Source organism: candidate division KSB1 bacterium (assembly GCA_016214895.1).
Taxonomy (GTDB): Bacteria; Electryoneota; RPQS01; order RPQS01; family RPQS01; genus JACRMR01.
This window is the reverse complement of sequence record JACRMR010000002.1, coordinates 160,018-176,786: the sequence shown is the minus strand read 5'-3', so window position 1 is coordinate 176,786 and position 16,769 is coordinate 160,018. Positions and strand designations below refer to the sequence as shown.

Below are 16,769 nucleotides of genomic sequence, written 5' to 3'. Positions count from 1 at the left end.
GAGGTCGCACGTGAAATAGCGAGCCTCACCAACATTTAAGATAGTCGTTTTTCTCGGTTTAGTCAACAATCCGGGCCGTCTCCCCGTTCGATTTACTAAGCCGGATCGGACTTCAACCCATTATATAAACAATGGCCTATGACCGGGCGTCTGCCGTCTCCGCCGCCCCTGAACTCGATATGGCCTCTGCAATCCGGAACCCTCTCCCCTTCCCCGCATGAAGCATTTGATTTCTTTTGTGTTTGCCTGTTTGCTGGGTGGCAGCGTCTGGGCGGCCTCGCCCGTCAAGCTCGTGGCCAAGACTGGCGAAGACTGGCAGCAACCCGTCTATGACGCCAGCGGGAGCTACCTCGCTTTCACCAACGCCTCGCAGACCGAGATCTGGTTCCGCGATCGGGCCTCGGGTGCCACCCGCCCGGTCGTGAAGGCGCAAAAGCCCGGCCGCCGATTCTGCTTCGAGCCTGGACATAATCGCCTCCTCTTCCGGCAAGCATCCATGGCCGACCCCAACCGTTCCGAGCGCATGCTCTCGACCGACCTCTGGACCTACGACCCCGTCCCGCGCACGACGAACGTCGGCCCCAGCAACGGACCGTATGTCATCGAGGACAAGCTCTGGTACCGTTCCTCCCTCAGCGGTCCCCTGCTCGATGTTTCGAACAAGCCTCGCACAGCCGCCCCCTACCTCGATCCAACTTCCGGTGCTTGCTGGGTAATCAATGCCGCCGGCGACACCGTGTACCGGTCAACTCCTGCCGAGAAGATCGCCGGTATGGAAACCTCTCCGGACGGAAAATGGGTGGCGCTCGTCAGCGCGCAGCCCATTATCAACTTGAGTCTGGTCTGGATTGCCGACGGCACGGTTCAGCGAATCAGTAAGGCGGGGAATCCCGGCTGGTCGGGGGATTCGCAGACGGTTGCCTACACGGTCTTTGCCGATAATGGGCGATCCTCGGCAATCCGGCTCTGGCGAGCGGCGACCGGCAACACGGAATCAGTTCCCCTGCCGCCGTCCTGCTACCCCTCGGATCCGGCACTGAGCTTTCATGCCACCCTTCTGGCTTACATTAGCGACGGCGAGCTCTTCGAACTGTCGCTTGGGCCGTAGGCCGCGAGCAATCTTAGTTCATGACACACGAACCCCCGCGAAAGCGGGGGTTCGTGCTGGTTCAAGACCTTGCCTTGGCGCGCTTAGGCGGTCACCAGTGACTCCTGTAACGCGGTGATTAACCCGTCGTTCTGCTCTTCGGTCCCAATCGTAATTCGCAAGCAGTGGGGCAGCCCGAAGGCAGCCAACGGACGCACGATCACACCCCGCCGCAATAGTTGTTGATAGAGTCCGATAGCGTCGTCTTGCGAACCAAACTCCACCAGGAAGAAGTTGGCCTCCGTCGGCACCCAACGCAATCCGAGCTCGGTGAACGCGGCCTGCAGTTGCAGCTTCCCGTGGCGATTGGTTTCCAGCGTTCGCTGCAAGAAATCCGCGTCTTCCAGTGCACCGAGTCCGGCAGCCTCGGCCATCAGCGACGGCTCGAACGGCAGTTTCACCTTGCGCACGTTTTCGCAGAGTTCCTCGTGCGCGAAACCGTAACCGATGCGAATTCCGGCCAGACCGTAACACTTCGAAAAGGTGCGCAGCGTGATCACATTGTCGAACCGGTACTGCATCGAGTCCGGATAGGCCGGGTTGCTCCGCGCGTATTCGAAATAGGCCTCATCCAGAATCACCAGCGTTGACTCCGGCACGCGTTTCATGAACCGTTCAAATTCAGCCCGCGTGAAGATCGTTCCCGTCGGATTATTCGGATTGGCCAGATATACAATCTTGGTCTTCGGGTGGATCGCCTCCGCCATGGCTTCCAGGTCGAACCGGTAATCCCGCAGGGGAACGGTGACCAGTTTCACCCCGCGCGAACGCGCCAAAACATAGAACCCGATGAAGGTACCTTCCGCCGTCAGCACTTCTTCATCATCAAGCAGAAAGGCGCGGATAATGTTCGACATGATCGCCTCGGAACCCGAGCCGACCACCACATTCGCGAGCTTGACATGAAACTGCTCGGCCAGCACTCGCCGAAGTTTCAAGCCGCCGTCCGGATAGATGTGAAGCTCCTCCGCCACTTTCATGAGTTTCACGATCGCCCGCGGCGACGGTCCCAGCGGATTCTCGTTGGATGCGAGCTTGATCACCTTGTCAACGCCGAACTCGCGGCGGACTTCGTCGGCCGAGCGCCCCGGCTGATAGGGCACCAAAGCGGAAACGTACGGAGGGACTAACGGCATGGCAGCAGTCAATAGTGAAACGGTGGCGGACCCGACAGTCCGGCCCGGGAGCAGATAACGTTCAGGAAACGACGGGGCAACCGCGAGTACGGCGCCCCGTTCCGATCCGGCGCGTGCGGATCCAACAGTCTCAGAATCTCGCCGCGGTCAACTCACGCTTCCGCGCGATCTTCGAGCTCGAATTTCTCCATCCGGCGATACAGCGTTTCGCGGCTGATTCCGAGCTTGCGCGCGGCTTTGGATTTGTTCCAGCCCGCCCAGTTCAGGATATCGATCAACTCTTCCCGCTGCGCATCGTCCCGCGCGCGGCGGGCGCTCGCGGCACAGCCGGACCCTTCGCGAATCTCTATCGGAAGATGTTGGGACTGCACCACACAGGCTCCGCACGCGGCAAACGCTTTCTCGAGTACCTGCTCCAGCTGCCATACGTTTCCCGGCCAGCTGAAACCGGATAGCATCTGCATCGCCTCTTCGTCGATTCGCTGAACGCCCAGACTCAACCGGCTGTTCAGCCGCGGCCGCAAGCGCTCCGCGAGAAACGGAATATCTTCACGGCGCTCGCGCAATGGCGGGAGATTGATTTCCATCTTGCGCAGCCGTTCGTACAGCTCTTCGCTGAACTCCCCGCGTGCCACCGACTCAATAAGCGGTCGGCGACTCGTGGCAATCACCTGCACATCCAGCGGCACCCGCGTTCCGAGTCGGCCGTCCGCGTATCCGGAAACCAGCATCCGGCACAACCGCTCCTGCAATCGCGGCGGGAGTTGCGGGATATCGGCGATCAACAGCGTGCCGCCGACGGCGGCAACGAGGCGGCCCGGACCTTCGTGCTCGGAATGATCGCCGAATAGCACGCCTTCCAGCAAGGGCTCGGGTACGGAGCCGCAGTGCACGACGACGAACGGACCGGTCGAACGGTGACTGCTCAGGTGAATCTCGCGCGCGGCAAATCGTTTGCCGGTCCCGGCCTCTCCGGAGATCAAGACGGCCGTCGCCCCCTGCGCGGCTCGCTTGACGTCGGCCAGCACGTCGCGCATCGCGGCGGAAGTCCCGGCGAGCTCATCGGCAAGCACGGCATCGCCGTGCGCAACATCTTTGAATCCCCGCTGCACCGGCCGGATCCACATCATCAATCCTTCGCAATCGCCTGTCGATGTTCTGAGCGCGCGCAGTCGTGCCGCCGCGATCACCGGGGCACCTCCGGCGCCGCGCAGATGGATGGACTCCAACACCACTTGCGTCGCGGATTCGCGGCAATGCCTAAGCATTCCCTCAAATGTCGGCTCGGTCTTGCCGGCGACATCGGTGAACTTCAGCCCTGCGCAGGCACTGAGTTTGATCCCCAGCATCTCGGCCGCGGCGTGATTCATATCGACAATCCTGCCGTCACCGGCGACAAAAATCAGAGCCTCATCCGACGTGCAGAAAACGTTGCGCAGGTATCGGAGTCCGTCGTGCCGGGCTTTTACTTCCCGCACGTGGTCGAGCGACAGCTGCACCCACTGTTCCGGCGTTTCGCCCTCGACGGAGCGCACAATCACGTCGTCGCCGTCAATCGGCACCGCATTGACCACCGACTCGGTTCCCCGCTCGCGGTCGTACGCGAAGTAGGACAGGGCCGTGCTCCGCTCGCGGGCCGCCCTCAGCAGCGCCAGGGCATGCGTGCTGTCGGGCCATTCCCCAAAGAACAGGATGTCGAACCGGCGACGGCGCATCTGTTGGAGTGCGTCATCGCAATCGGCGGCTTCGACGACGTCGTCGAACTGATTGCGGAACGATCTGACCAGCTGCGGGTGTTTCCGGTCACGACCGTCCACGAAGAGAATTCTGGTAAGTTTATGCATAGAATACCTCTGCAGATTTACTTTCGAACAACCGGCGTACGCACCGCCGAGGGGCTGCGCCGCCGACGACCAGACGTGTTTCGCATGGAAGGCCGAACAGCAAGCGAACCGTCGGGCGTTGCCACCAATTCCACGCTCTGCCGTCGCCGACGAGCAGGGAGTCGCTGCTGTAGTTTGATCTCTGCGATGGTTTACAGCCGGACAGTTCCGGCGAGTTCCGCCCGCCGGGCTCTCCATCCCGAGCTTCCGAACCGGGGCTGCCGGAGGCGATCAAACCTCCGGCAGCCCTGGCGAAGCCAGAATCGGACCTATCGGATCAACATCATCTTTCGCGTCTGACTCAGGTCCTTGACCGTCAACCGGTAGAAATAAACGCCGGACGACAAATCGGATGCGTTGAACTCGACGACATGCGCGCCCGCGGCCAGGCGCTCGGCCTGCAGCAACTGCACGACTTCGCGTCCGGTCAGATCGAACACGGTCAACTCGACGCTCCCTGCCGTCGCCAAATCAAACTGAATCTGAGTCGAGGGGTTGAAGGGATTCGGGTAGTTCTGATACAGCGCGAAGTTGCGCGGCGACTCTCGCCGCTGCTCCGCCGAAATATCCAGTGTATCCAGGTCCCATGGATAGCCCGACGAGTCGGCATGGAAATTCCGGTACGGATTGACCAGCGGGCGTAGCGGAATGTCCGTTACCGGAATCGGCACGTAGAATTCCGGGTTCAGCGTTGGGTCGCCTTCGCCCGTCGAGAGTACGGATGTCCCGCAATCGAGATCGAGCATGTACTGCATGTGCACGGTCCCGTCCGTCACGATATCGGCGATACTGATATCCCGTTCGCTCAGACATTCTCCGGCGGGGGCTCCGCTGTCCGTCACGGTGTTCGACACGTTCAGCGCCGCGGACCAGGTCCGACCGCCGGTCGTAGAGACAGTGATGTAGGCATCGCCGGAGGGGAAGCCGAGATCATGGCTCACCTGCAAGCTGTCAAACTTCTGGAACGAGCAATACAGGAACCCGTTCGTCGTGTCCACCGCCAGATTGGGGCGATGCACCATCAGGTTGTTCGCACCGAGTGCGACATCCCGGTGAGCGTACCACGCATCGTGAATGATGTTCAGTTCGTCGCGGCCTTCATACCAATGCCAGAGTGTCGAATACACCAACCCGCCGTCAAACACCGTTCCGTCGGTGTCCCAGTAGAAATAGCCGTTCGCCGAGAACGCGACGTGGACCGAGTCGTTGTCGTCCATGATCACGGACAGGTCGATCCACGGATGCATCGTATCGCCGTTGCACACATTCGGGTCGCCGCCGAACTCGACGCAGTCCGTGTCGAGCGGTTGAATCTCGGTGATCTCGATGATGTCCCCCCACGTCAGGCCGGCATCTTCGGAGATCCGCAGGTAAGCATTCGTCGGATCTGTCGCCTCGCCGCCGCCGTTCTCATTCAGCCACGCCACGGCTACGCGCGGCGAATGCCGGCCGCACGCGACGTCCATCGTGATGAAGGTTGCCGCATCCCACTCCAACCAGGGATCCGGGAAGTCGATGGTCAGGCCTTCGCCGCCCACAATTTCGGGCACTCCCTTCACGTAGTAGTCCAGGCTGGACCCGCCGCTTTCGGTGGAAACAATGTGCAGATTGCCTTCCACATCCACGTCGATCTTCGGCCAGATAATCTGCGGGTCACCGGTCAGGTGCGGGACTTCGAGGGTTGTGAACGCGCCGCTGCCCGGCAGGTAGTCGATAGCCACGGCTGTGTATGGATTCCCGCCGAAGGCCTGGTGAAATGCCGGGAAACAGAAGCCTTCGACATTCGTGGTGCTAACCCCGAATCCCGCGCGAGTTGACGCGTCCACTTGCGCTCCGACCGCGGACGAAAACTGTTGGGCCTCGATATCCCACGCGTTGTAATAGACGTGACGGATCGAGGAGCCCAGATTCAGACCATTCGTCCACACGAAATGCACATAGCCTCCGCCCACGCTGACTTGCTTGCCCATCGTGCCATTCGATTGCAGGTCATACCAAGTCGTCCCGATGCGCATCGTGTCATCAAGCGTCGGATGTCCGGGGCGGTACCCCGGATCGTCCGCGCTGAAGCTGGTTTCTTCCAATCCAGTCATAAAAACAGGACCGACGACGCGGTCCTTTGCAGGTCGGGCGGCCTCACTGGTGGATGCGATCACCAAGAGTGCCAACAGGCTGATACAAGAGTTGCGAAACATGTCTCGACCTCCTCCGCTGAAGGTGTTGATTAAAAAGAGGTTAGAAAACTGCGGTCGTCACCGCATACGCATATTAAATGTATGAAACTGTTGATCCATTGTCAAGCCCGGCATGAAATTAGACTCAAACCGAGAACAATGGCCGCATAGCGGGGGCGTGGAGCAAGTCCCGCCGCAGCACCGACCCAAGTCCCCGCCGAGGCACCGCCGAAGTGAACCGCCGAGGCACATGTCTCCTTGTGCCTGGAATCGGCAAGTCTCCATCCGCCGTGGCACCGCCGAAGTGAACCGCCGAGGCACATGTCTCCATGTGCCCGGAATCGGCAAGTCCTTGTCCGCCGGGGCACCGCCGAAGTGAACCGCCGAGGCACATGTCTCCATGTGCCCGGAATCGGCAAGTCCCCGCCGAGGCACCGCCAAATAAGGCAAAGCGGCGGTCCGGACATTCCGGACAGCCGCTTTCTTGCAATTCCGCGGATCCGCGGGTTCCTCTTACATCCCCAGCGCCTCGGCCGATTCCCGCATCGCCTCCACGACGTTCACAATATGTTCGTCGAGACTAATTCCAAGCAGTTCGGCTCCGCGCACGATATCCTCGCGGTTCACCTTGCGCGCGAACCCACTTTCCTTCATGCGTTTCCGCACCGAACTGGGCTTCAGATCGGCGATCTTCTTGGTCGGCTGGACGTAAACCGTCGCGGTGATCAACCCGGTCAGTTCGTCGCACGCCAGCAGCGTTTTGGCCATCAGCGATGTCGGTTCAACGCCGGTGTACGCGGCGTGCGCCAGAATCGCCTCCAGCCATGCCTCCGGCACTGCCTGAGTCCTGAGGTGTTCAACTCCCCGGTACGGATGGTCCTGTTCGGTCGGGTAGCGTTCATAGTCGAAGTCATGCAGCAAGCCTACGATGCCCCATTCCTCTTCCGGCTCGTCGAAGCGGCGCGCATAGAATCGCATCGCGGCTTCCACCGCCAACATGTGCTTGCGCAGGCTCTCAGAGGGCGTCCATTCGCACAGCAGCTCCCACGCCTGCTCGCGCGTCATCGGTCGCACCAGTCGTGAACATCCGCTTCCGGGTCCATCATACAAAAATACGCCGTATCCGCGTCATAGACCGAGAACAACCCCAGCGCGCCGGTCACGTTGGTCGTCGGATTCGAATTCGGGTCACCCGGAAACAACGTCAGGAAATAGTCGTACGCGGCGGAGTCGCACGTCATCGCGCGCACGCGGTGGCGCCCCTGAAAGCCGAGCACCACCGGCGGCACCGCAAAGTAGTTGCCGTCGCGAATCGTCCATGCCCAGACGTTGCTCTGGTCCGGGCCATTATGGCCGGAGACCCCACGGTCCTCATTCGAATACCAGTCCGGCTCGAGATTCTCGATAAAGAAATTGATGCCCGCCGCGCCGGCGTCCATGCTGAAAAACAGCCCGTAGTAGTTGCCCTCCCGGTACTCATATGTCTCGGGGTCGGTGGAATCCGCGAAGCTCTCGACCTTGGCGCTGCCGTTGTAACAACTGTCCAGGCGAACCGGGGGCGGTGCGGGCGACGTCCGGGCGGTAATCACCTGGCCGTCGAGGTCCACACGCAACGAGTAGCTGTAACCACTGCGCGCGATCGCTGATGGCGTCGTCGCAATGTAGTTGCCGACGGGACCGGTGGTATCGGCGACGAGCGCATACTCGGCGGTGTCTCCGTTCAGCGACTCCCGGATCACCACTTGCGCCCCGGCAACGCCGAGCGCCTGTCCATCGTAGTAGTTGTCAATGTCCACGCTCTTGGTCAACCGGATCCGCAGCGGCTGTCCCAGCGGCATGAAGCCGTCCAGGACGTATTGCTCGACGAAGTTGGACTCCCCCGAGTTGTCGCAGCCCGCGCCCGCGAGCATCATCACCGTCAGGCACAGCCCGGCGAGATAGTTGAGTCTTGTTTTCATGGCTTAAAACTCCGCGGTGAAGCCGATGGAGGGCAGGAACGGAATCTGTCCGGTCTCGTTGATCTTGACCGGATTCGGCCCCAGCTCGTAGGCAAAGGTCAGAATGTTCTTCTGGTTGTAAAGATTGGTGATCTCGATGTACGGACTGAACGTCCAGCGCTTGCCCTCATACCGCAGCCGGTAGGCGACGTCGAGTCGGTTGTAGGCCGGCAGGCGATAACCGTTTTTGTCTCCCGGATCGAAGAAGTAGGGCGGCAGACCGATGCCCGGCGAGTAGATCCCCTCGGCACGGGTGACCGGATTCCCGCTGCCATAGTTGAAGCGCGCTTCGAGACTCCCGCGTTTGCGGATCTTCTTGCTGACGAACAGATTCAAATTGTGCAGGCGATCATAGCTCGCGGGATACTTGTCGCCTTCGTCCCAGAACGGGAACGCGCGATCCGCGCGTCCCACCCCGTATCCGGCCAGAATCGTGTAGCGGTCGAAGTGCCCTTGCAAATAGACGTCCGCGCCATAAGCCTGCCCGTCGCCGACCGTGAAGATATCGCCCAGTTCGTCACTTTCCTTGGGGATGTAGTACGGATTCCATTCGATCACGCGCGCAAAATCCTTGAAGTACGATCCGGCCGAGAGCTTCCATGGCCCCTCCCAGTCGTTCTCATAGGTCAAGGCATAGTGATAGGCCCGGTTCGGGCTGAACGATTTATCGAGCAGCACGTAGGAATTGAACAGCGAGGCGAAATTGTCGCCGAACGTGATCTGCTGAAATGGCTGCACATAGATTCCGGTCGCCGCGCTGATGGAAGAAGTCGGCGTCAGCTCTTGCTTGACCGCGAACCGCGGCAACCCTTCGGTCTGATCGGAGAGCGTATTGTGTTCGACCCGCAGCCCCGGCGAGAGCGTAAGCGTATGGTTGACGCGAAAGTCGTCCTGCAGGTAGGCGGCATACTGCCAACCGTGATACGTGCCGTCCGTGAACGTTGTCGTGTTACTCAGCACGGTGAACAGGCATTCGAGGTCCTTGGCCATGATCCCGAAATCGAACGTGTTCCGCGCGTTGGCAAACCACGTGTAGTCCGACTTCAGTGTGAAGTCATTCACACGATTGCGGAATTCGGACCACTCTTCGGCGGTCTCGAACCGCATCGTGGACTTGTAGTGGCTGCCCGCGAGCGTGTTCGTGGAAAACAGCTTGTGATTCCAAATGTGAACGAAGGGCAGGCTGTAGGTCTTGTTGCCCCAGTCGAGATGGATCCGGTCCTCCGTGGTGGACGTAATATTGAGCACGTCGGAACCGAGATATGCGGACGGAGTCAGGCGATCGCCGTTCGCGAAGTCGCGCGTGACTTTGGCGTTCAGATCATAGAAGTAATACGGGAACTCGCTGGTCTCGTCGATCACCCCGGCGGAACTCAGCAGCTTGGTCGCGGCGTCCACATATGTTCGCCGCCCGGCCAACAGCCACGAACCGCGCGGGACCGGCCCCTCGAGCGTCGCCTGACTTGACAACAGCGAAATCCCGAGTTTGCCATGCATCTGGTTGCGATTGCCTTCGCGATCCGCGACATCGACCACTGCCGACAGCCGGCCGCCGTACTTCGCCGGAAATCCGCCCTTGATCAACTTGACATCTTTGATCGCATCCATGTTGAACGTCGAGAACAGACCGCCGAGGTGCGTCGGTTTATAGACCTCAATCCCGTTCAGCAGAATCAAGTTCTGATCGCTCGATCCGCCCCAGATGTTGAGTTCCGAGGAGAAGTCCGAAGTCGGCAGCACACCGGGAATAAACTGCAGGGAGCGAAACAGGTCCGCTTCGGCGAGCCGCGGCAGCTTGGCCAGCTCTTTGGTCTCCATCGTATATTGCGCGACCTGCGGCGTGTACTCGCGCTCGCCGCGATTCTGGATCTCGGCCTCGACATTGATTTCCATCATCTGTACGGCCTCGGGCACGACCTTCAAGTCAAGCTGCATGTCATTGCCCGCTTCCAGCATGAGCTCTTTCTTGAGCGCGGCGTATCCCAGCGAACTGATAAGTAAGGTAATGCTGCCCGGCTGCAAATCGGGAATCGAGAAGAAACCTTCCACATTCGTGGCGGCACCGCGGCCGGTGCCCATGACTTGTACGGATGCACTGGGCACGGACTCGCCCGTCTCCCGGTCTTTGATCTTGCCGGAAACCGTGACGCCGGCCCACGCGGCCTGCGCCGCCAGTAACGCGATCACAATCGCTTTCCAACTCGTGACGCCGCAAACGGTTCGGCGTCGATTGCATTTCTTCATCTTCCTGTCAGGTGGTTTGATGTGGTGGAATTGGCGGGATTTTCATCGCCGCGAGCTCATGCGCCGCGAAGTGTTGTAACAGTCGGGCGAACTCACGCAATTCCGTATCGGAGAAACCTTGAAAGTACGCGGCCATCGTGCTCCGCATGAACGCCTCAACCTGCGCCACGCGATCACGTCCGGCATCCGTGATTTCCACGAGGTTGACCCGGCGGTCCTTCGGCATTGCTTGCCGGCGCACCAATCCGTCGCGCTCAAGGGCATCGATCATCTGCGTCAGGTTGGCGGCGCTCTTCATAACGCATTCCCGGAGCTGCGTCATCGAGAGCGGAACCGGACTGCCTGCGATCGTCGCCAGCATGGCGTACTTGGCGGTCGTCAGGCCATGCGGCCCGAAAATATAGGTGTCGCCACCCCGATCATACAGGTCCCCCAGCATGATCACCATGCGCGGAATCGAATTTGAGATGTCCTCTCGGGACTCTAAGTCAACCGCAAAGGGGCCGAGGGAGTGCTGTTCTTGGTCGTTCAAAATTTGTTAACGTAATGTTAGCACATGAAAGGTACATACGTAAAATAAAACAAACCGACCAAAGAGTCAATATGGGAATTCGCAATGTGAAACACGCAAATAATTGATTTTTAATAACTGATTCTATCAAGCTGACGAGAAAATCTTGGCGTAAGCCTCTCAGAACGGGAAGTGGGCAGGTCGCCCGACCTGCCCACTTCTATGATATACCGACCACCAAGAATGTTTCAGCATACCCCGCCAGGTGTAGGGGCAGGCTGCGCCGCCCGTTTTGTCACCCCGCGGCGGCACTTGTCTCCAAGTGCCCCGACCGCCCCGATCACCCCGCGGCGGCACTTGTCTCCAAGTGCCCCGACCACGACGATCACCTCGCGGCGGCACTTGTCTCCAAGTGCCCCGACCACCCCGACCACCTCGCGGCGGCACTTGTCTCCAAGTGCCCCGGCCACCCCGAGCACCCCGCGGCGGCACTTGTCTCCAAGTGCCCCGACCACCCCGATCACCTCGCGGCGGCACTTGTCTCCAAGTGCCCCGACCGCCCCGATCACCCCGCGGCGGCACTTGTCTCCAATGTGCCCCGACCACGACGTATAGGACAACAGCGCCGCCGGTCTTCCGCCTTAGCTCAGCCTGTACAACTCCGAGTATTTATTGCGGAGGTACTGTACATAGTCCGCGGTATCCAGCGCCTTGCCGGTCGCCCGCGTCATCAGCTCGTCCCGCCCGAAGCGCCGTCCGTGGAGGTGTACCTTCTCCCGCAGCCAGGCCAGAATGTCGCCGAACTCTCCGCGCTCCATCTTCTGGTCCAGCTGCGGCAGCTCGCGCCGCATGGCTCCCCAGAATTGTGCGGCGGCGAAGTTACCCAGGCTGTAGGACGGGAAGTAGCCGAAGTAGGCCTCGCACCAATGGACGTCCTGCATCACGCCTTCCTTGCCGTCGTTCTTGGGCGTTAGTCCGAGGTATTCTTCGATCTTCCGGTTCCACACCCTTGGCAGGTCGGAAACGGACACTTTCCCGGCGAACAGATCGCGCTCGATCTCGAATCGCAGAATAATGTGCAGATCATAAGTCATCTCGTCCGCTTCGACGCGGACGAGCGAACGCTCCACATGGTTGATGGCGAGCACAAACTGCTCCATGGATACTCCCTCCGTCTGCTGCGGGAAGTAGCTCTGGAGTCGCGGATAGAAGTACGTCCAGAACGGCTTGCCGCGACCCACCAGATTCTCCCACATCCGGGACTGCGACTCATGCATGCCCATGCTGAGCGCTTCCGACAGCGGCGTGTCGAGATGCTCCGCGCTGACCTCCTGCTCATAGAGTGCGTGGCCGGTTTCGTGAATGATCCCGAACAGCGCCTGCTGCGGTGCGCGCGGATTGTACCGTGTCGTGATCCGGATATCCCCCTTGGCTCCGCTGCAGAACGGATGGATCGACGTGTCGAGCCGTCCGCCTTTGGCATCGAATCCGAGCTGCTTCATCACGTCCCGTCCAAACTGCTTCTGCAACTCCGGATCGTATTCATTACTCAGGAATCGGCGGTCCGCCTTCACGGGCGAGTCAACGATGCGTTTGACCAGCGGCACGTTCGCGGCCTTGACTTGGTCAAACAGCGTCGTGAAAAAGGCGGTCGTTCCGCCCGGCTCGTAGAGGTCCAGCATCGCGTCGTACGGCGTGTCCACATAGCCAAGATACTCGGCCTTCTGCTTGGACAACGCCACCAGCTTTTCGAGATGCGGCGCGAACATCGGGAAGTCGCCGACTTCGCGGGCCTTCGCCCAAACTTCGTGACTGACCGACTGTTGCCGGCTCATTTCTTCGACCAACTCCTTCGGGACTTTCGTCGCCAGTCGGTAGTCGCGTCCGATCTCGCGAAGGTTCGCCTGCTGCGCGTCCGAAAGTCCGTTCGGCGAGACCGAGAGCCGCTCGACCAGCTCGCCGATGCGTGGCGCGGTGAGTCGGTCGTGCATGATGCCGGAGAGCAGCGCCATCTGATTGGCGCGGCGTTCGGCACCCTTGGGTGACATCATCACCTGCATATCCCAGTGCAGCACTCCCGTAACCGAGGACAGCACCGCATATTCCTTGTACCGTGTGACGAGTTCGTCGTAGAGGTGGAGAGCATCAGCCATACTGTGATCTGTGTTGAAGTTGAAGATTTGGAAATGACGACGCGATCAGTCCGGCGAGCGCCGTTTGTTTGGAGGGTCATGCGACACTATTGTCGCAGCAGGTGTGCAAGATATGAACACAATGGCTGATCTGCAACAACTAATTTCTCAATCTTGTCTCGGACTCTTGACATTGTGCGTCCGGTGATATAAGATATAGTTGAGTTGGGCGGCCGGCAGCGAATGTACCAAATCTCGACTTAAGCAACCAAGAGGAAAACATCATGAAATTCACCCCCCCCATCGTCTGAGCGCAATTCTCATCATTGCGCTCATGGCAATTAACTTCTTCGCCACCTCGCAAACCGCGTCGGCCCAAGTTCAGGGGCCGTTTGTGGCGAGAGTCACCTCCGGTCTTACGGCCAAAGATGCGACGTGGACGGAAAGCGTCACCGGCACGTACAAGTACGAATACACGTACATCTGCGCCAACTACCTCTACAGCTTTCTGCTACTGGATGAGACCCCCGGATACCAGAATGAACTGCTCAACTTCACCTTCACCAACAGCATTGACGGCTGCGCGGCGGGTGCCCCGACCGTGCAATTGACCGCCGGGCACAACTACAGGATCACGCTGGATGTCATCATGGGTCCAATTCCCACCGCTTGCGAGCCCGGAGTTGACCTCTGTCGGGCGAAGATTCACTTTGACTGCACAGGGAACTAAGCCATGAAGTCCGGCCGCCGACTCACTCAAATCATCGGTCTGGCGCTGGTTGTTTCCGCGACTTCAGTGATTTCCAGCGCGGCAGTCCTCCGCGTGCCGCAGGAGTTCCCGACGATCGAGTCCGCCCTCGCGACAAGCCTCAACGGCGACACGATCTTGTTGGCGCATCTCCAACACGCGGAACATATCGTGATGCCGCCGGGATTCCGTACAATCGCCGGCGAGTACCTGTTCAGTGGCGACACCACGGACATTCCGGCTACGATTTGGACCATGCCCGCCGAGTTCCCGCCCGACAGTGGCTCCATGCTCATCGTTCCGCACGGCGCGACGGCGCAGCTCGTAGGCATCACGTTAACTGGCGGACACGGAACCTTAGTGCTGCCCGATAGCACCGTGGTTGGCGGTGCGATATTTTTGGATTCCGGCTCCGTTCACTTGCGGCGTTGCGACTTGCACGAGAGTACGGCCTACACGGGAGCGGCAATCTTCGGACGCGGCGCGCCGGAGATCATTCTCGATTCCACAGTAATCCGCGACCACGTCGCACTGGTACAGTATGCGATCACGCTCTTCGATTGTGCGAATATCGAAGTCCGCCATTCGCGACTCACACGGAACCGCGGACCGCACGGCTCTGTATTTGCCGCTGTCGATGGCACCGTGGAATTCGCGGACGTGCTGTTTGACTCCAACGGGGCGGAGCAGGGTGTCATCCGCGAGGCGATGGCCGTACTTCGCTCTCCCGCCCGCTTCACGGATTGCCGGTTCGTGGGTAACTTGACGGAGATGGAGGGAATGGGCCACTCGGTCGGCGGAACTCAGGATAGCGCAGCGACCTTCGAGCGTTGCCAGTTTGTCGGCAACAGCGGGTACCTGTCGCCGATCGTTGCTTTCAACGAGAGCCTCATTCTTCGCGACTGCATCTTCTCCGATAACGTTAGCGGCTTTCCACCCGCCGCGCTCAGTCTGGGCTACGGCGCGTACGAAATTGACGGCTGCACTTTCGAGCATAACCAATCAACACGCTGGAGCTGCATCACGTCGAATGGCGCAGTCACCATCCGCAATTCTGAGTTCGTCGGGAACATCACGTCCGGCGCTTGGGATACCACAGCGGCCATTAGCGCAACCAACGGGGACAGCTATCGGATTGTCAACAGTCTCTTTCGCGGCAACACTGGTGCGGCATTCTCCGATCTCTACGGCGACTCGGAGACCATCGACCTCGATTCGAACTACTGGGGCGATCCCAGCGGTCCGTACAACTCTGAACTGAACCCCAACGGACTTGGCGACCGCATCTTCGGCAATGTGGATTTCGAGCCGTGGTTGACCGCGCCGCCCGACTTCTCGGTGCCGGGCGAGCGACCACCAATAGCCGACCGCCATCAGTTCCTGGCCGCGTATCCCAATCCGTTCAACGCCTCGACCACGCTGACGTTTATTTCGCAGCCAGTCCGTCGTGAGCTGTATGTGTTCAATCTGACCGGACAGCTTGTCGATCGGCTGGTCGTTCCGCCGCACACGACCGCGGCGCGCTGGACGGCCGTGATGCTACCCTCAGGAATGTATTTCTGCCGACTCGACAACGCTTCCGCTCGCCTGATCCTGCTGAAGTAGCGCCGCCAAGATTCTATTCCGGACTTTCTCTACGGGCGGCCTCTCGGGTCGCCCGTTCAATGTTCGGCCTCGCCGAGCGGGGACTGTGTCCCCGCCGGAATCCCGCGCTTGCCTCCCCCAACGCAACGCGGAGCATCGGGTGCGCGTTTTCGGGATTCCTATCAGACTTTCCGCTTCCTCTTCACCTGCACCGGTATCGACGCTTGAATCTCCGCGGCGCGCCGGGTACTCATCATGATGGCCTTGATCAGCGCGACGCGCAGGCCTCCCTGCTCAAGCTCCATCAGCCCGTCGATCGTCACTCCGGCCGGAGTGGTGACACTGTCTTTCAGCAGGGCGGGATGTTTGCCGCTCTCCAGCACCATCGCGGCGGCTCCGAGCACGGCTTGCGCCGCCAAGCGGGTCGCAAGTTCGCGCGGCAGGCCGACTTTCACGCCGGCTTCGGCCAGCGATTCGATGATGACGAACACATACGCCGGTCCCGAGGCGCTGAGGCCGGTCGAAGCGTTCATCAGTTCTTCATCAACCGTGGCCACCTGCCCGACGGTGGAGAAGATCTGGTTCGTCAGTTCCAGCTGCGCGTCCGTCGCATACCGGCCGCGACAGAGTACCGTCATCCCCTTTCCGATCGCGATGGGAGTATTCGGCATCGCCCGCACCACGGCCACTCGCCCGCCCAGTGCCCGTTCGATCGCCTCGGTGGAAACCCCCGTCGCGAGCGAAACCACCAGCGCCGATTTGGCGACACGACCGCGAATCGACGCGCAAACGGTCGGAAGCTGCTTCGGCTTGGTCGCGATAATCACGACTTGAGCCTGATGAACCGCCCTGAGATTATCAGTGTGGGCCTTCACCCCCAGCCGCCGACCGACGGCCAGGGCCGTCTCGCCATGGGCGGTCGTCACGACAACCGTATCAGTCTTGATAAACTTAGACTTAAGTAGGCCGCCGAGCAGCGCCTCGCCGATCTTCCCGCCGCCGATGACCGCGATCCTGAGTGTCTTTGGTGTAGCCAATCTGTGCGCCTTGCGTAGAGGTATGTTAGGCTAAGATACACGAAAAATCCCACAAGTTCAATGATTTCGGACTCTGCCGGGCCACCAATAACTTGCACGAATCCAAGAATTCACCGCCTTAGGCTTGTCAAGCGGCGCTTGCAGTATTATCTTGTTAAGTTAGAGATAGTGTACCT

Annotated in this window: 12 protein-coding genes; 3 read left to right on the top strand and 9 right to left on the bottom strand. The window is 60.1% G+C overall.

All coding sequences use genetic code 11. The features are described 5' to 3' along the window. The first annotated feature begins 217 nt into the window (after positions 1-217). The gene (locus tag HZB60_00645; protein ID MBI5058268.1) at positions 218-1,108 is read left to right on the top strand and encodes a hypothetical protein; all 891 of its coding nucleotides are present in this window, start codon (positions 218-220) and stop codon (positions 1,106-1,108) included. 83 nt (positions 1,109-1,191) lie between these two features. Here HZB60_00645 and HZB60_00640 read toward each other — a convergent pair whose 3' ends face one another. From HZB60_00640 to HZB60_00605, 8 genes are all read right to left on the bottom strand, one after another. Next, positions 1,192-2,283 carry a histidinol-phosphate transaminase gene (locus tag HZB60_00640; protein MBI5058267.1) on the bottom strand — a complete coding sequence of 364 codons (1,092 nt, stop codon included), beginning with the start codon at positions 2,281-2,283 and terminating at the stop codon, positions 1,192-1,194. Between the two features lie 152 nt (positions 2,284-2,435). Beyond that, positions 2,436-4,127 carry a sigma 54-interacting transcriptional regulator gene (locus tag HZB60_00635; protein MBI5058266.1) on the bottom strand — a complete coding sequence of 564 codons (1,692 nt, stop codon included), beginning with the start codon at positions 4,125-4,127 and terminating at the stop codon, positions 2,436-2,438. Positions 4,128-4,435: 308 nt separating this feature from the next. Then, positions 4,436-6,361 (bottom strand): T9SS type A sorting domain-containing protein, encoded by a 1,926-nt coding sequence (locus HZB60_00630; GenBank protein MBI5058265.1) that lies wholly within the window; start codon positions 6,359-6,361, stop codon positions 4,436-4,438. 492 nt (positions 6,362-6,853) lie between these two features. Beyond that, positions 6,854-7,405 carry an HAD family hydrolase gene (locus tag HZB60_00625; protein ID MBI5058264.1) on the bottom strand — a complete coding sequence of 184 codons (552 nt, stop codon included), beginning with the start codon at positions 7,403-7,405 and terminating at the stop codon, positions 6,854-6,856. Next, positions 7,402-8,298 (bottom strand): DUF4249 family protein, encoded by an 897-nt coding sequence (locus HZB60_00620; protein ID MBI5058263.1) that lies wholly within the window; start codon positions 8,296-8,298, stop codon positions 7,402-7,404. Before HZB60_00620 ends, HZB60_00625 begins: the two co-directional genes overlap by 4 nt. 3 nt (positions 8,299-8,301) lie before the next feature. Then, positions 8,302-10,581: a TonB-dependent receptor gene (locus tag HZB60_00615; protein MBI5058262.1), complete on the bottom strand. Its 2,280-nt coding sequence runs from the start codon at positions 10,579-10,581 to the stop codon at positions 8,302-8,304. A 7-nt stretch (positions 10,582-10,588) separates the two neighbouring features. After that, the gene (locus HZB60_00610; protein MBI5058261.1) at positions 10,589-11,029 is read right to left on the bottom strand and encodes a MarR family transcriptional regulator; all 441 of its coding nucleotides are present in this window, start codon (positions 11,027-11,029) and stop codon (positions 10,589-10,591) included. Positions 11,030-11,733: 704 nt separating this feature from the next. Beyond that, the gene (locus tag HZB60_00605) at positions 11,734-13,245 is read right to left on the bottom strand and encodes a carboxypeptidase M32 (GenBank protein MBI5058260.1); all 1,512 of its coding nucleotides are present in this window, start codon (positions 13,243-13,245) and stop codon (positions 11,734-11,736) included. Between the two features lie 313 nt (positions 13,246-13,558). Between HZB60_00605 and HZB60_00600 the strand changes: the two genes are divergently transcribed. Further along, positions 13,559-13,954, top strand: a complete 396-nt coding sequence (locus HZB60_00600; GenBank protein MBI5058259.1) for a hypothetical protein — start codon at positions 13,559-13,561, stop codon at positions 13,952-13,954. Positions 13,955-13,957: 3 nt separating this feature from the next. Next, the gene (locus HZB60_00595; GenBank protein ID MBI5058258.1) at positions 13,958-15,577 is read left to right on the top strand and encodes a T9SS type A sorting domain-containing protein; all 1,620 of its coding nucleotides are present in this window, start codon (positions 13,958-13,960) and stop codon (positions 15,575-15,577) included. Between the two features lie 161 nt (positions 15,578-15,738). Here the strand turns inward: HZB60_00595 and proC are convergent, their stop codons facing one another. Further along, positions 15,739-16,593, bottom strand: coding sequence for a pyrroline-5-carboxylate reductase (gene proC, locus HZB60_00590; protein MBI5058257.1), 855 nt, complete (start codon positions 16,591-16,593; stop codon positions 15,739-15,741). Positions 16,594-16,769: the final 176 nt, after the last annotated feature.

Excerpts from the sequence above, each read along its gene's own strand:
- HZB60_00610 (MBI5058261.1), bottom strand. The coding sequence starts at position 11,029 with ATGGTGATCATGCTGGGGGACCTGTATGATCGGGGTGGCGACACCTAT.
- HZB60_00635 (MBI5058266.1), bottom strand. The coding sequence starts at position 4,127 with ATGCATAAACTTACCAGAATTCTCTTCGTGGACGGTCGTGACCGGAAA.
- HZB60_00625 (MBI5058264.1), bottom strand. The coding sequence starts at position 7,405 with ATGACGCGCGAGCAGGCGTGGGAGCTGCTGTGCGAATGGACGCCCTCT.
- HZB60_00615 (MBI5058262.1), bottom strand. The coding sequence starts at position 10,581 with ATGAAGAAATGCAATCGACGCCGAACCGTTTGCGGCGTCACGAGTTGG.
- HZB60_00620 (MBI5058263.1), bottom strand. The coding sequence starts at position 8,298 with ATGAAAACAAGACTCAACTATCTCGCCGGGCTGTGCCTGACGGTGATG.
- HZB60_00645 (MBI5058268.1), top strand. The coding sequence starts at position 218 with ATGAAGCATTTGATTTCTTTTGTGTTTGCCTGTTTGCTGGGTGGCAGC.
- HZB60_00595 (MBI5058258.1), top strand. The coding sequence starts at position 13,958 with ATGAAGTCCGGCCGCCGACTCACTCAAATCATCGGTCTGGCGCTGGTT.
- HZB60_00600 (MBI5058259.1), top strand. The coding sequence starts at position 13,559 with ATGGCAATTAACTTCTTCGCCACCTCGCAAACCGCGTCGGCCCAAGTT.
- HZB60_00640 (MBI5058267.1), bottom strand. The coding sequence starts at position 2,283 with ATGCCGTTAGTCCCTCCGTACGTTTCCGCTTTGGTGCCCTATCAGCCG.
- HZB60_00605 (MBI5058260.1), bottom strand. The coding sequence starts at position 13,245 with ATGGCTGATGCTCTCCACCTCTACGACGAACTCGTCACACGGTACAAG.
- HZB60_00630 (MBI5058265.1), bottom strand. The coding sequence starts at position 6,361 with ATGTTTCGCAACTCTTGTATCAGCCTGTTGGCACTCTTGGTGATCGCA.